The following is a 14,688-nucleotide window of genomic DNA, read 5'->3' as shown; positions in this document are numbered from 1 at the left end:
GATTGACGGCCCATGACGGCGCGACGTACAACACCGATCGTGGTGCCGATGACAGAACCGCACCTTTGTACGCCTGAAGTGCGATTGCAGGCACTCGGACAGGTGCCGCTGTTCGATGGATTGATGGCTGAAGACTTGGCCCTCGTAGACGGCCAATGCCATGTTCAAGACTTCTCGACCGGGGACGCGATCTACCACATCGGCGAGGCCGCCAGCCAGTTCTACGTCGTAGCGAGCGGGCTCGCCAAGACCACACGCTCCAACTCAGACGGTCATGAAACGCTGCTGGACATATTGGGTAGCGGCGATTTTCTCGGCGCGCTACCGGCGCTTGGACCACACGCGTACCCCGACACCGCGTGGGCAATGACCCCGCTTTGCCTGCTCGGCCTTGATGCCGGTGCGTTTGAACTGGTCATGGAACAGTTCCCCTCGGTCGCACGCGCAACGCTCAAGGGAGTCTCACATCGGCTGACTGAATCTCAAACGGCGGTCCATCTCCTGTCAGGTGCATCGCTCGAACAGCGGCTTGCGGCCACGCTTCTGCTGCTTGCCGCAAAGAACGGCAAGCCTTGGGATGGCGGCACGCTGGTGCAAATTCCGTTGTCTCGTGATGATCTTGCCGCCATGACTGGAGCGGCCACCGAATCGGTGAGTCGACTGCTCAGCACGTGGCGCAGAGCCGGCATCATTGAAACGGGCCGCCGGTGGATAGCAATCCGCAACGGTGAGGCACTCGAGACGTTGCGAGCTGACTGAATCACCGTCGGCGAAAGGGGGGTTGCTATAAAGAGGGTTACGCTCGAGCTGACGGGGCAGATGGATGAGACGCCACAGAATGGGCGTCAGCTGATTCGCATCGACCATATTGCCGCTGACCTAGAGGAGTAGATGTGCCGACAAATAGCTTTGGAGCCCGAGACCAACTGACCGTAGGTGAAACGACCTATGACATGTATCGGCTGGACCGCGTGGACGGCTCGCAGCGGCTGCCTTACAGTCTCAAGATTTTGTTGGAGAACTTGCTGCGCAACGAGGACGGTGTGGTCGTCACCGCCGATCAGGTGCGTGCACTGGCAGCCTGGGACCCGGCCGCCGAACATGGCAGCGAGATTCAGTTCACGCCAGCGCGAGTGTTGTTGCAGGACTTCACCGGTGTCCCGTGCGCGGTCGACCTCGTGGCCATGCGTGATGCGATGACGTCATTTGGCGGTAACCCGCAGAAGATCAACCCGTTGGTGCCGGTCGAGCTGGTCATCGACCATTCGGTGATCGCTGACGTGTTCGGACGATCCGATGCGTTCCAACGCAATGCTGCCTTGGAGTTCGAGCGCAACCAGGAGCGCTATCAGTTGCTGCGCTGGTCCCAACAGGCCTTCGACGACTTCCTGGTGGTGCCGCCGGACACCGGCATTTGCCACCAGGTCAACCTAGAATATTTGGCCCGTGTGGTCTTCACCCGAGAGCGTGAAGGACGGATGATGGCCTATCCCGACACGCTCGTGGGCACCGACTCCCATACGCCGATGGTGAACGGTCTTGGCGTTCTCGGCTGGGGCGTCGGTGGCATCGAGGCCGAAGCCGCGATGCTCGGCCAACCGATGAGCATGCTGATCCCGCCGGTGCTCGGCTTCAAGTTGACCGGTGAGTTGCCCGAGGGGGCAACTGCCACGGATTTGGTGCTCACCGTTGCACAGGTGCTGCGCCAGACCGGGGTCGTCGGCAAGTTCGTCGAGTTCTATGGGCCGGGAGTGGCCAACGTGCCACTGGCAAACCGCGCCACATTGGGCAATATGAGCCCGGAGTACGGCTCCACCTGTGCGATTTTCCCCATTGACGATGTGACCTTGAGTTATTTGCGTCTCACCGGTCGCACTCCGGAGCAGATTGCGCTCGTGGAGGCTTATGCAAAGGCACAGGGACTTTGGCACGACCCGGACAACGAGGCAACCTATTCGCAAACCGTGGAATTGGATCTTGGCAGCATCGAGCCGTCGATTGCCGGTCCGACTCGTCCGCAGGACCGCATTGCGTTGAAGTCGGCACCACAGGAGGTGGAGTGCCTGTTGGCGAATCAGCCGGGGGCATCGTCGAGGTCGGGACCTACCGGTCTGGACGAAGCATCTGCGGAGTCGTTCCCGGCTAGCGATCCGGTTGCGATCTCGGCGGACCACAAGGTCGACCTTCCGAGTGGAGCTTGTTCCATCGACGAGGGACACGAGTGGCCCTCGCAACCGACACCGGTCACTTTCGACGATGGAAGCCAAGGCACGGTCGATAACGGTTCGGTGGTGATCGCTGCGATCACGTCCTGCACCAACACATCGAATCCTTCGGTGATGGTCGCTGCGGGTCTGTTGGCCAAGAAAGCCGTCGAACGGGGGCTTACGAGCAAACCGTGGGTGAAGACCTCGTTGGCACCCGGGTCGCGGGTCGTCACCGACTACTACAACAAATCCGGTCTCACGCCGTATCTCGAAAAGCTCGGCTTCAACTTGGTGGGCTACGGGTGCACGACCTGCATCGGCAACTCCGGTCCGCTCATCCCACAGGTCAGCGATGCGGTTAACGAAAACGACCTTAATGTGAGCTCGGTCCTCTCGGGCAACCGTAACTTCGAGGGTCGAATCCATGGCGAAGTGAAGATGAATTTCCTCATGTCGCCGCCGCTGGTCGTTGCTTACGCTCTGGCAGGCACGATGCACGTCAACTTGACTAGCGATCCGCTTGGTGAGGACCCGGATGGCAACCCGGTCTATTTACGTGACATCTGGCCGACTACTCAAGAGATAAATGAGGTCGTCGACGGTTTCATCGAGGCCGAGATGTTTACCAAGGGTTATAGCAATGTCTTCGCCGGTGATGACAACTGGAACGGGCTCGATGTTCCTTCTGGCGACAGATTCGCTTGGCAAGAGAGCTCAACGTACGTTCGTTCGCCGACATTTTTCGATGGCATGACCCGCGAACCCCAGCCACTCGAAGATATCGCCGACGCGCGCGTCCTGGTGATGTTGGGCGACTCGGTGACCACCGATCACATTTCGCCTGCGGGGGCCATCAAGAAGGACTCGCCCGCAGGTCGCTATCTGATCGAACAGGGCGTTGCGCCCGGTGACTTCAACTCCTATGGCTCCCGACGGGGCAACCACGAGGTCATGATCCGCGGCACCTTCGCCAACATCCGGCTGCGCAATCAGCTCGTCCCCGGAGTAGAGGGTGGTTTCACCCGTTATCCAGCCGATGGCGAGCAGACGACGATCTTCGACGCGGCCACGTCATATGCGGCCGACAACGTGCCGTTGATCGTGCTTGCCGGCGCGGACTACGGGTCCGGTTCGTCGCGGGACTGGGCCGCCAAGGGGACTCTGTTGCTCGGCGTGAAAGCCGTGATTGCGACGTCGTTCGAACGTATTCACCGTTCCAACCTCATCGGCATGGGAGTGCTTCCGCTCCAGTTCGAGGCGGGGGAGTCAGCGGAAAGCCTCGGCCTGACCGGACGGGAGTCCTATTCGATCGCCGGTATTGCGGGCGCCGACGCAGTCCCGGACAAGGTCACGATTCGCGTCCAGGACGGTGATGAAGTTCGGGAGTTGACCGCGACGGCGCGTATCGATACGCCGGCCGAGGCCGAATACTTCCGCCACGGAGGGATTTTGCAGTACGTTTTGCGCAATCTGCTCAATGCGGAGACACGATGAATGTCACCGTCGGATTCGATGGATCCGCAGCCGGCCAAGAGGCACTTCGTTGGGCGGCTGCTTATGCCCAGGACGTTCCGAGCCGAATCCACGTTGTGGCGGCCTTCGTGGTTGCCGATGGCGACGTCTCAGCTGAGGCGCGCGCACGAACCGAAGCAATGCTCGATGCGGCGTTGGTTGAACGCGTCGACAACATCGATCGGCAGGCATTCGAAGGCGACCCTGTCGAGGTTCTGCTGCGTTGCTCAGAGTCGTCGGATCTTCTCGTCGTCGGCCGGCATGGCACCACACAGTTGATTCACAATGCGATGGGGTCTGTGGGTGATGCGTGCGCACGGCTAGCGCATTGCCCGGTGGTCATTGTGCCGCCGCCTATGTGAGCGGAAAGTAGGGGCCAACTGCGGCCAACGACAAATGGTTGCGGTTACCTGATGTAGGTCATGGTACGTAGTCGCGTGTCTACGTAACGTCTGAGATGTCCCCGCACAACGGCGGTGGACATCGAAGACAAGGACCATGACGATGAACGTTACTGAAGCTGTCACCCACACGATTCTCCGCGCCGAAGGCTTCTCCTGCCCTTCCTGCGTGGCGAAGATCGAAAAGCGAGTCGGTCGTCTCGACGGCGTCAAGAGTGTGAAGGTTCACTTCGCTTCGGCGCGCATCGAAATCGACCACGACGAAACCGTCAGCGTCGATGAACTCATCGCTGCCGTCGCGAAGGCTGGATACGCCGCCAAGCCAGCAGCCTTCTAACCCACGCCGCTTGAGAGAGGTTGACGAAGATGAATGCATTCAACAAGCTGATGAATGGCCGGTGGACGATCCCGGCAATCTCTGGGTCCTTTATGGCCGCGGCGTTCGTGCTGTATCGCCTATTCGACACCGATACTTCAGCGAACGCGACTATGGTGGCTGCTGCGGTGGTGGCGGGTACTCCTATCGTGATCAAGGCTGTTAATAGCCTCATCGCGAGGGTTGTCGGTATTGATCTCTTGGTGGCCGTGGCCTTTATTGGTGCGATCATCATCGGCGAATACTGGGAAGCCGCGGCTGTCACGTTCCTGTTCGCGATCGGCCACGCACTCGAACTAGCAACCCTGAACCGTACGCGTTCGGCGTTGGCAGAACTCGTAGCAGTTGCTCCGGACGTCGCCGTCGTCATGCGTGATGGCGCACAGCTGGAGGTGCCCGCATCGCAGGTCATTATCGGTGAAACCGTGCTGGTCAAGAACGGTGCCAAGGTTCCTGTCGATGGCGAAGTCATCGCCGGCACTGGCGGACTCGACGAAGCCTCGATCACCGGCGAATCCATGCCGGTCGAAAAAGTTAGCGGCGACAAGGTCTTCGCCGGCACAGTCTCCACCGGTGGTTTCCTCCAGATCAGGGCAACCGGTGTCGGCGCCGACACGACGTTGGCCCGGATCATCCACCGCGTCGAAGAAGCACAGGACGCCAAGGCCAAAACTCAACAGTTCATGGACCGGTTCTCGGCCTGGTACACCCCAGCCATCATGGTTTTGGCTTTGGTCGCGGGGATGATTACCGGGAGCGTGGTCTTGGGCCTGACCATTCTGGTCATTGGCTGCCCGGGTGCGCTCGTCATCTCGATCCCCGTTTCAATTGTGGCCGGCATTGGCCGCGCGGCGAAAGACGGCATCTTGATCAAGGGCGGCGAATTCCTCGAGACTTCAGCCAAGATCACCCTCGTAGCGGTCGACAAGACCGGCACGCTTACCAAGGGCCGCCCGCAACTCACCGATGTGGTCGTGCTCGATCCACACCTGGACCGTACGGAGGTCTTGACGTGGGCCGCACGTGCTGAGGCGGGCTCTGAGCACCCCTTGGCGCGCACGATCTTGGACGCCGCAGCCGCCGAGGGCTTCACGATGACCGGGCTACCTGAGCACACCGAACCCGTACCAGGGAAGGGCATCGCTGTCGACGCGGACGGCCACCAGATCCTCATCGGAAACCTTGCGCTGCTTGAGCAATACAACATTGCCGACAGGTCGATGGCAGTCGAAACCGCCGAGCGGCTCGCTGCGGCCGGCCAAACTCCGATGATGGTTGCGGTCGATGGTGAGGTCGTGGGCGTTGTCGCAGTCGCCGATGAACTGCGTGCCGACGCCGCCCAGATGGTCGCCGATCTGCATGCAGTAGGGGTCCAGAAGGTCGTCATGCTCACTGGTGACACGGCATTGGTTGCCGAAGCTGTTGGGACGGCGACGGGTATCGACGAAATCCGCGCCGGGCTGCTGCCCGAGGACAAGCTGAATGCGGTACTGGAGTTTCAGCGCGCGGGATACACCGTGGCGATGGTTGGTGACGGCGTCAATGATGCGCCCGCGCTTGCCACTGCCGACATCGGTGTGGCGATGGGAGCGGCTGGTTCGGCGGTTGCCGTCGAAACCGCCGACATTGCGCTCATGGCCGATGACCTGCTGAAGCTTCCCGAGGCCGTATGGCTGGCGCGCCGCACCGTGGCGAACATGCGTCAGAACATTGCTATCGCTGTTGGCACGGTTTCGTTCCTGCTGCTGGGAGTGTTGCTCGGCGGGGTCACGATGGCGATCGGCATGCTCGTCCACGAGGTTTCTGTCCTGGTCGTCATCGTCAACGCGATGCGGCTGCTGCAGCGTCGGCGGTTCAGCCGGGCGCCGACGACCGACTCAACCCCCGCGCCGATCGAGGCCGCATACCAGACCGTCTGACGCCACCACCCGAACCATCATCGGAGTTTGGCTGGCCACAGGCACGAGGTCGAGGCAGGAGATCAGTGCGTGGTGCCTGCTGGCACACAGCACAATTTCCGCAATACCGGCGACGAACCACTCGTGCTCTACACGGTCTACTCGCCGCCAGAGCATGCTCTCGGTGCGGTATTCGCGACGAAGGAGGAGGCCGACGCGGCAGAAGCTGCCGGTAAGGACGCCCCCCGTCGCCTAATCGTCGACCCGCCAATCAGCAATCAAGAAGGAGAGACACCATGTCCAAGGTTTATGTATTCAACGCCCACGGCGGCCCCGAAAACCAAGAGTTGATCGACCGTCCGATGCCGACCCCAGGGCCGGGTGAACTGTTGATCGAGGTGCGCGCGGCCGGAGTGAACCCGTTCGACGTCAAAGTCCGCGCGGGCGTGTTTGGCGAGGATGGTGCACTCCCGATGCCGATGGGGCAAGAGGCGTCCGGCGTGGTCCGCGCCGTCGGGCCGGTTGCGGCTGGTTTCGCGGTTGGAGATGACGTGCTCGGCACAGTTGTCGAAGGCCAGGGCGCCTTTGCCGAACATACCCTCATGCGCGCAGATGTTGCGGTCATCAAACCTGAAGAGATCTCCTTTATCGATGCGGCAACCATTCCGGTGGCCGCTGCGACCGCCTACGACGGCACCCACCAGATCGAGCTCGAGGCAGGTCAGAAGCTGCTCATCCTCGGCGTCGGCGGCGGTGTCGGGCTGCTGGCAGCTCAAATCGGGCGGGTGCACGAGTTCGACGTGATCGGCGTCGACTATGAGTCGAAGCGCAAAATCGTGGAATCCACCGGCGCAACTTTCGTCAACTCCGGTCCGGGCATGGCAGACCGGGTCCGGGCGATAACACCCGCAGGAGTGGACCTCCTCCTTGATCTCGTCGGCGGCGAGCCGCTGCGCGCAGCGGCTGGCCTGGTCAGAGACCCTGATCGGATCATCTCCACCGTCGATCCAGCCACTGCGACCGAACTCGGTGGGAACCCCATCAAGCGAACCAAAACGGCGGTTGAGAAGATCACCGACGTCATCAAGTACAAACTCGTCGATCCCCATGTCCTTGCCGTTTATCCGCTGGCGCGAGCTGGCGAGGCAATCGCCGCGGTTGAAGCGGGGAATGCTGGTGGCAAAGTCGTCATCGAGATGTGATCCGGCTGAACGAGAACGGCTGGCTCAACCACAACAATCGCCAGTTGCTGGCCTATTTCAGCATCATTTTCATCGCCGCGCAGCCGTACTTTTTTTGCGGACGATCGACGCTCCCGCCGGCAGCCTCAGCAGACTCTGAGGGAGCAACGTACACCCCGACACGTAATCGTGATCGTGACCTCCTCAAGCCGTAGCATGAGTTGCCTCACGTCTGTTAGCGTGACGATTCATGGGCACTCGGGGCGCGTGATGGTTATGCGGTCAACGCCGATGCCGAATTCACGCGGATTCGGCATTGGTAGTCGCCGACTCAAACGAAAAGGATCCGCATGAGCGACACGATGAACAGTCCGCTAACCGATGCCTTGATCAAAACCCGGCATTTCTTCACCAAGAATCAGCCAGTTTCGCCTGATGGGCGCACGCTGCTTAAGGTGGGTGGCCGTTCGGGTGACTCGTTCTACCGCGACCGTTATAGCCACGACAAGGTGGTTCGGTCGACTCACGGAGTGAACTGCACAGGCTCATGCTCGTGGAACGTTTACGTCAAAGACGGAATTATCACGTGGGAGACCCAAGCCGTCGATTACCCAACGACTGGCCCGGATAAGCCCGAATATGAGCCGCGTGGTTGCCCCCGTGGTGCATCGTTTTCCTGGTACACCTATTCGCCGACCCGCACGCGCTATCCCTACATCCGTGGCGTTCTGCTCGAGATGTACCGAGAAGCCAAGTCCCGGCTGAAAGATCCCGTGCTCGCCTGGGCAGACATCACCGAAGACCCCGAGCGCTCGGCCCGTTATAAGCGAGCACGAGGCAAGGGCGGGTTGGTGCGAGCAAATTGGGACGAGGCGATCGAAATTGTCGCCGCCGCTCATGTACACACAATTCGTAAGTGGGGCCCCGACCGGGTCGCAGGGTTCTCGCCCATTCCGGCAATGTCGATGATTTCGCACGCTTCTGGCGCCCGATTCGTCAACTTGATCGGCGGATCCATGTTGAGTTTCTACGACTGGTACGCCGACATGCCAGTCGCTTCACCGCAGATGTTCGGTGATCAGACCGATGTCCCCGAGTCCGGCGACTGGTGGGATGCCAGCTACCTGATGATCTGGGGCACCAACGTCCCGGTGACCCGTACTCCGGATGCACACTGGATGGTTGAGGCGCGTTATCGCGGCCAAAAGGTCGTCGTCGTTTCGCCCGACTTCGCCGACAGCACCAAGTTTGCCGACGAATGGTTGCCCGCCGAGCCAGGCACCGACGGCGCACTCGCTATGGCGATGGGACACGTGATTCTCAAAGAATTTTACGTCGACCGCCAGACGCCCTACTTCAATGACTACGTCAAGAAATACACTGACCTGCCGTTCTTGGTCACCCTTGACGAAGCAATCGACGCAAACGGTGACACGACGTTCACCGCCGGTAAGTTCCTCACGGCCTCGGATCTCGGTGACGAGATCGAGCCAGAGCAGGAGAATTCCGAGTTCAAAACCGTTCTCATTGACGCGACTACCAACAAACTGGTCGTCCCGCCGGGCACGCTGGGCCACCGTTATGGCGAAACCGGCGAGGGCAAATGGAATCTTGATCTGGGCGATATCGAGCCCAAACTTTCGTTGATCGACGGCGCCGATGAATGCGTTCCCGTTGACATGCCTCGCTTTGATGCGGGCCAGGGCAACGTTGGCGTCATTCGCCGCGGTGTGCCGGCACGCCGGGTGGCTGGCCGGCTCGTCACGACGGTGTTCGACCTGATGCTGGCACAGTATGGCGTCGGGCGCCCGGGGCTGCCGGGTCTTTGGCCCACCGGTTACGACGATGCTGAATCGCCCTACACCCCGGCCTGGCAGGCAAATATCACCGGCGTCACTGCGGAGCAGGCCGAACGCATTGGCCGCGAATTCGCACAGAACGCCGAGGACTCCAAGGGCCGCTCGATGATTCTGATGGGTGCCGGAACGAATCACTGGTTCCATTCGGACACCATCTATCGCACCTTCCTGACGATGACGACCATCACCGGCTGTCAAGGCGTCAATGGCGGCGGCTGGGCGCATTATGTCGGTCAGGAAAAGGTTCGTCCGCTGACGGGTTATACCCAGTTGGCGAACGGCCTGGACTGGCTTCGCCCGCCGCGCAACATGGTGCAGACGGCTTACTGGTACCTGCACACCGACCAATTCCGTTATGACCAGTTCGGCGCCGACACCTTGACGGCTCAGACTGGTAAGGGCCAGTTGGCCGGTAAGACGACCGCCGACGTAATCGCTCAGTCTGCGCGGTTGGGCTGGATGCCGTCGTATCCGACCTTCGATCGTAATCCCTTGCTGATTGCCACCCAGGCAAAGGAAGCTGGCAAGACCACCAAGGAGTATGTGGTCGAGGAGCTGAAGGCCGGACGGCTGAACTTTGCTGCCGAAGACCCGGACGCACCGGAGAACTTCCCGCGCGTGTTGTCGCTGTGGCGCTCCAACCTGTTTGGTTCGTCGGCTAAGGGCAACGAGTACTTCTACAACCACCTACTGGGGACCAATCACACCGTCAGTGCTCCGGAGACGGCCGAACGATTCCGTCCGAAAGAAGTCAAGTGGCATGACGAGGCGCCGATCGGCAAGCTCGATCTGATGACGACGCTCGACTTCCGCATGACGACGTCGACGTTGTTGTCAGACATCGTGTTGCCTGCCGCCACGTGGTATGAAAAGCATGATCTGTCCACGACTGACATGCATCCATTCGTCAACTCGTTTAATCCGGCGATTGCACCGCCCTGGGAATCGCGCACTGACTGGGATGCGTGGCAACAGATCTCGCAGGTCTTCAGCAAACTTGCAGTGCGCCACCTCGGCAAACAGACCGACGTGGTCGCCGTTCCGCTGACCCACGACACTCCCGATGCGATGGCGTCACCGCACGGACGTGTTCGTGATTGGAAGTACGGTGAATGTGAGCCGATTCCGGGTGTGACGATGCCAAAGATCGTCGAAGTCGAACGCGACTACACCGCCGTCGGCGACATGATGCGCGCAATTGGTCCACTCATGGACACGTTGGGTGCGACCACCAAGGGCGTCACTTACGACTTGACCCAGGAGATCGCCGAACTCAAGGCGAAGAACGGTGTCGTCAGGGGCGGTCCGGCCGACGGTCGGCCCGATATCCTGCGCGATATCCAAGCCTGCGAGATGGTTCTTGCGCTGTCTGGCACCACCAACGGGCACCTTGCCACCGAAGGGTTCAAGACGCTCGAAAAGCGCACCGGTCAGCTGATGCATGATCTGGCTTCTGAGCACGAAGGCAAGCGGATTACCTTCGCCGACACGCAGCACGGTCCCGTGCCGGTGATCACCTCACCCGAATGGTCAGGCTCTGAGAGCGGCGGCCGACGATATTCACCGTTCACGATCAATGTCGAGCGGCTCAAACCGTGGCACACACTGACCGGCCGGCAACACTTTTATCTAGATCACGATTGGATGACCGAGCTCGGTGAAGGGTTGCCAACGTTCCGTCCGCCGCTGGACATGACCGCGCTCTTCGACGAGCCCGCAATCGGTGCGACACCTAGCAACGGCATTTCAGTTCGCTACCTCACGCCGCACAACAAGTGGTCGATCCACTCCGAATACCAAGACAACCTGTTCATGCTCTCGCTGTTCCGTGGCGGGCCCGGCATCTGGATGAGTCCGCAGGATGCGGAAAAGATTGGTGTGAAGGATAACGAATGGATCGAAGCGTCCAATCGCAACGGGGTGGTCAACGCGCGCGCAATCGTCTCGCATCGGATGCCTGAAGGGACGGTGTTCATGTACCACGCGCAAGACCGCCTGATCGACATGCCGATCTCCGAGACGACCGGGCAACGTGGCGGCAACCACAACTCGTTGACCCGATTGATGATCAAACCCACGCACATGATCGGTGGCTATGCCCAACAGACGTTCGCGTTCAACTACATGGGCCCCACCGGCAACCAGCGTGACGAAGTTACTGTGATTCGCCGCCGCAACCAGGAAGTGACGTACTGATGAAGATCATGGCGCAGATGGCGATGGTAATGAATCTCGACAAATGCATCGGTTGTCACACGTGCTCGGTCACCTGCAAGCAGGTGTGGACCAACAAGTCTGGGTCCGAGCACATCTGGTTCAACAATGTGGAGACCCGGCCTGGGCAAGGCTATCCAAAAACCTATGAGGATCAGGAGAAATGGAAGGGTGGCTGGACGCTCAACAAGCGCGGAAAGCTCAAGCTGAAAGCTGGCGGTCGGCTGAAGAACCTCGCCACCATCTTCTCCAACCCGAACCTGCCCGGCATCAATGATTATTACGAGCCGTGGACCTATGACTATGAAAATCTGACGACCGCGCCGGCTCAGGAGCATATGCCGGTGGCTCGGCCGAAATCCTTGCTAACTGGCGAAGATACGAAGATCAAGTGGTCGTCGAACTGGGACGACAACCTGGCTGGCTCAGTCGAGAACACCCATAACGACCCGATAGTCAAACAAATCGGTGACAAGATCAAGTTCGAGTACGAGCAGGCGTTCATGTTTTACCTGCCGCGGATTTGTGAGCATTGCCTCAACCCGTCGTGTGTGGCTTCATGCCCGACCGGCGCGATCTACAAGCGCGAAGAGGATGGCATCGTCTTGGTCGACCAAGACCGCTGCCGCGGCTGGCGACAGTGCGTGACCGGGTGTCCATATAAGAAGATGTATTTTAATCACAAGACCGGCAAAGTTGAAAAATGCACCTTCTGCTTTCCGCGCATCGAGATTGGCCAGCCCACGATCTGCTCGGAAACCTGCGTTGGCCGACTGCGTTATCTCGGCTTGATGTTCTATGACCAAGATCGCGTCATGGAAGCGGCCTCGACCCCCGACGAGCATGGTCTCTACGAAGCACAACGCGACGTTTTCCTGGACCCGAACGACCCTGAGGTGATCCGTCAGGCTCGGCTCGCCGAAATCCCCGAAGACTGGATCGAGGCCGCCCAGCGCTCACCGATCTGGGCACTGATCAACAAATACAAAGTCGCGCTGCCACTGCATCCGGAATATCGCACGATGCCGATGGTTTGGTACATCCCGCCGTTGTCGCCGGTCGTGGACGCGGTCAGTGAAACCGGCGAGGACGGCGAGCGCAAGGACAATCTGTTCAATGCGATCGATCAGCTGCGGATCCCGATCGAATACCTTGCGGGGCTTTTCACGGCGGGGGACACCGTGCCGGTGGACCGGGTATTGCGCAAATTGGCCGCGATGCGTTCCTATATGCGTGACATCAATATGGGCTGGGACGAAGACGAATCCATTGCCGAATCAGTTGGTATGACCGGGCAAGAGATCAAGGACATGTATCGGCTGCTCGCCATCGCTAAGTATGAAGAGCGCTACGTCATTCCTGCGGCACATTATGAGGACGCCCACAAGCTCGAAAACATTGCCACCGAGTGTTCGCTGAACGTCGACGGCGGCCCCGGGATGGGCGGTATGGACGGATCTTTCGGCGGCGACCCGGACATGGGCGCCGATCCTGGTGTGGGCTCGCCCGACGGGCCTGGACGTCCCGAGGGAGTGCGGATCAACCTGCTCAACTGGGATGGTCAAGGCACACCCGATGGGATCTTCCCGACCTCGGACGGCGCATCCGGATCATCGGTTGAAGCGGGGGAGCACCCGTGACACCGCGCGTTCCCGCACTGAAATTTTCGCCCGACGAATTGACCCGCGCCTGGCAATCGGCCTCGATCCTGATGGATTACCCCGACGACGATCTGTTCGAACGGCTCGAACTTCTGAGCGAGGTCGCTGCCTCACTGCCGGCCAAGCTCGGTGCTGGCCTGCAAGCAACAATTGACCACCTTCGGAGTCAGTCGGTCTGGGAATCCCAAAGCGACTACGTCGACACCTTCGACACACGTCGCCGCGGCTGCCTGTTTCTGACCTATTTCTCCAACGGCGAGACGAGGAAGCGTGGTCTGGCTCTGCTGCGGATCAAACAGGTCTACATCAAAGCCGGGCTCATCCTCACCGACGGTCAGTTGCCGGATCACCTGTGCGTCGTGCTCGAATTTGCCGCAACGACCGATCAACAGGCCGGCCTGAAAATCATTCTGGACAACCGCGCGGGTCTCGAGCTACTCCGGCTGCACCTGGTTGAGATTGATTCACCATGGCGAGGCGCGCTGGAAGCGGTCTGCATGACGTTGCCGGCGTTGAAGGGCAAAGACCATGAAGCGGTCGAACGGTTGATCGCTGAAGGGCCTGAAGACGAACAAGTTGGACTCAGCCCCTATGGAATGCCAGATCTGGCACCGATGCCCGGAGGCGCATGATGGAAAGCACACTCGACACTTTTTTGTGGCTGATTTTCCCGTATATCTGTCTGTCGATCTTCGTTCTGGGCCACGTCGGCCGTTATCGCTATGACAAGTTCGGCTGGACGTCGCGATCGAGCCAGATGTATGAAGACAAGATTTTGCGTTGGGCCAACCCGATGTTCCACTTCGGCATCTTGGCGGTCTTCTTCGGCCATGTGATGGGTCTGGGGATTCCCCAGAGCTGGACCGATGCGGTCGGGATTTCGGATCACATGTATCACTTTATGGCGATCTCCGTCGGTGCGGTGGCCGGTGTATTCACCATCGTGGGATTTGTCGGCCTGCTCTATCGGCGTCGCTTCACCAAGGCTGTGCTGGGCGTGACGACCAAGATGGACAAGTTGATGTACGTCATGCTCGCCGCAGTGATCCTGACAGGCTTGATCAACACCGGTTCAGGCGTCATCGGGGAGTATAACTATCGCGAAGGTGTCTCGGTCTGGTTCCGCAGCATCTTCTACTTCAACCCACAACCCGATCTGATGGTCGGTGCGCCGTTGAGTTTCAAGCTCCACGGCATCTTGGCCATTTCGCTATTTGCCGTTTGGCCCTTCACCCGACTGGTTCACGCATTCACTGCCCCGTTGGGCTATGTCTTCCGCCCTTACATCCTTTATCGCAGCCGAGATGATCACGAAGGGTCGCGTTCACGTCGGCGCGGCTGGGACAAGGTCGACACGATCCCACGGCGTCGATAAGGAT

The 14,688-nt window shown here is 59.9% G+C and carries 12 protein-coding genes; all 12 read left to right on the top strand.

Annotated elements, in window-relative coordinates:
- Nucleotides 1-48 precede the first annotated feature (48 nt).
- The 12 genes from AC2YB9_RS10105 to narI all read left to right on the top strand — a co-directional run bounded on the left by AC2YB9_RS10105 (nucleotide 49) and on the right by narI (nucleotide 14,684).
- On the top strand, nucleotides 49-759 hold the full coding sequence (locus tag AC2YB9_RS10105) for a Crp/Fnr family transcriptional regulator (protein WP_487265222.1): 711 nt from the start codon (nucleotides 49-51) through the stop codon (nucleotides 757-759).
- A gap of 134 nt (nucleotides 760-893) precedes the next feature.
- Nucleotides 894-3,701, top strand: coding sequence for an aconitate hydratase AcnA (acnA, locus tag AC2YB9_RS10100; protein WP_487265221.1), 2,808 nt, complete (start codon nucleotides 894-896; stop codon nucleotides 3,699-3,701).
- The gene (locus tag AC2YB9_RS10095) at nucleotides 3,698-4,081 is read left to right on the top strand and encodes a universal stress protein (protein ID WP_487265220.1); all 384 of its coding nucleotides are present in this window, start codon (nucleotides 3,698-3,700) and stop codon (nucleotides 4,079-4,081) included. Before acnA ends, AC2YB9_RS10095 begins: the two co-directional genes overlap by 4 nt.
- Nucleotides 4,082-4,223: 142 nt before the next feature.
- Nucleotides 4,224-4,457 carry a heavy-metal-associated domain-containing protein gene (locus tag AC2YB9_RS10090; protein WP_487265219.1) on the top strand — a complete coding sequence of 78 codons (234 nt, stop codon included), beginning with the start codon at nucleotides 4,224-4,226 and terminating at the stop codon, nucleotides 4,455-4,457.
- A 29-nt stretch (nucleotides 4,458-4,486) separates the two neighbouring features.
- A complete protein-coding gene (locus AC2YB9_RS10085) occupies nucleotides 4,487-6,415 on the top strand; it encodes a heavy metal translocating P-type ATPase (RefSeq protein ID WP_487265218.1) in 1,929 nt (642 codons plus the stop codon).
- Nucleotides 6,416-6,442: 27 nt separating this feature from the next.
- Nucleotides 6,443-6,745, top strand: a complete 303-nt coding sequence (locus AC2YB9_RS10080; protein WP_487265217.1) for a cupin domain-containing protein — start codon at nucleotides 6,443-6,445, stop codon at nucleotides 6,743-6,745.
- Nucleotides 6,691-7,596, top strand: coding sequence for an NADP-dependent oxidoreductase (locus AC2YB9_RS10075; protein WP_487265216.1), 906 nt, complete (start codon nucleotides 6,691-6,693; stop codon nucleotides 7,594-7,596). The genes AC2YB9_RS10080 and AC2YB9_RS10075 overlap by 55 nt, the downstream gene beginning before the upstream one ends.
- On the top strand, nucleotides 7,593-7,790 hold the full coding sequence (locus AC2YB9_RS10070; protein WP_487265215.1) for a hypothetical protein: 198 nt from the start codon (nucleotides 7,593-7,595) through the stop codon (nucleotides 7,788-7,790). Before AC2YB9_RS10075 ends, AC2YB9_RS10070 begins: the two co-directional genes overlap by 4 nt.
- A gap of 135 nt (nucleotides 7,791-7,925) precedes the next feature.
- Nucleotides 7,926-11,630, top strand: coding sequence for a nitrate reductase subunit alpha (locus AC2YB9_RS10065; RefSeq protein WP_487265214.1), 3,705 nt, complete (start codon nucleotides 7,926-7,928; stop codon nucleotides 11,628-11,630).
- Nucleotides 11,630-13,288, top strand: a complete 1,659-nt coding sequence (gene narH / locus AC2YB9_RS10060) for a nitrate reductase subunit beta (RefSeq protein WP_487265213.1) — start codon at nucleotides 11,630-11,632, stop codon at nucleotides 13,286-13,288. The genes AC2YB9_RS10065 and narH overlap by 1 nt, the downstream gene beginning before the upstream one ends.
- Nucleotides 13,285-13,941 (top strand): nitrate reductase molybdenum cofactor assembly chaperone, encoded by a 657-nt coding sequence (narJ, locus tag AC2YB9_RS10055; RefSeq protein ID WP_487265212.1) that lies wholly within the window; start codon nucleotides 13,285-13,287, stop codon nucleotides 13,939-13,941. Before narH ends, narJ begins: the two co-directional genes overlap by 4 nt.
- Nucleotides 13,938-14,684 (top strand): respiratory nitrate reductase subunit gamma, encoded by a 747-nt coding sequence (gene narI / locus AC2YB9_RS10050; RefSeq protein WP_487265211.1) that lies wholly within the window; start codon nucleotides 13,938-13,940, stop codon nucleotides 14,682-14,684. The genes narJ and narI overlap by 4 nt, the downstream gene beginning before the upstream one ends.
- The last annotated feature ends 4 nt before the right edge of the window (nucleotides 14,685-14,688 follow it).

The organism is Aeromicrobium changchenzhani, from assembly GCF_057586615.1.
The sequence above is the reverse complement of the archived record's forward strand: the minus strand, read 5'-3'. Positions and strand labels throughout refer to the sequence as shown.

Bases quoted from the DNA above. Each gene is read 5' to 3' on its own strand.
- AC2YB9_RS10090 (WP_487265219.1), top strand. From the start codon at position 4,224: ATGAACGTTACTGAAGCTGTCACCCACACGATTCTCCGCGCCGAAGGC.
- AC2YB9_RS10095 (WP_487265220.1), top strand. From the start codon at position 3,698: ATGAATGTCACCGTCGGATTCGATGGATCCGCAGCCGGCCAAGAGGCA.
- AC2YB9_RS10075 (WP_487265216.1), top strand. From the start codon at position 6,691: ATGTCCAAGGTTTATGTATTCAACGCCCACGGCGGCCCCGAAAACCAA.
- narI (WP_487265211.1), top strand. From the start codon at position 13,938: ATGATGGAAAGCACACTCGACACTTTTTTGTGGCTGATTTTCCCGTAT.
- narH (WP_487265213.1), top strand. From the start codon at position 11,630: ATGAAGATCATGGCGCAGATGGCGATGGTAATGAATCTCGACAAATGC.
- AC2YB9_RS10105 (WP_487265222.1), top strand. From the start codon at position 49: ATGACAGAACCGCACCTTTGTACGCCTGAAGTGCGATTGCAGGCACTC.
- AC2YB9_RS10085 (WP_487265218.1), top strand. From the start codon at position 4,487: ATGAATGCATTCAACAAGCTGATGAATGGCCGGTGGACGATCCCGGCA.
- AC2YB9_RS10065 (WP_487265214.1), top strand. From the start codon at position 7,926: ATGAGCGACACGATGAACAGTCCGCTAACCGATGCCTTGATCAAAACC.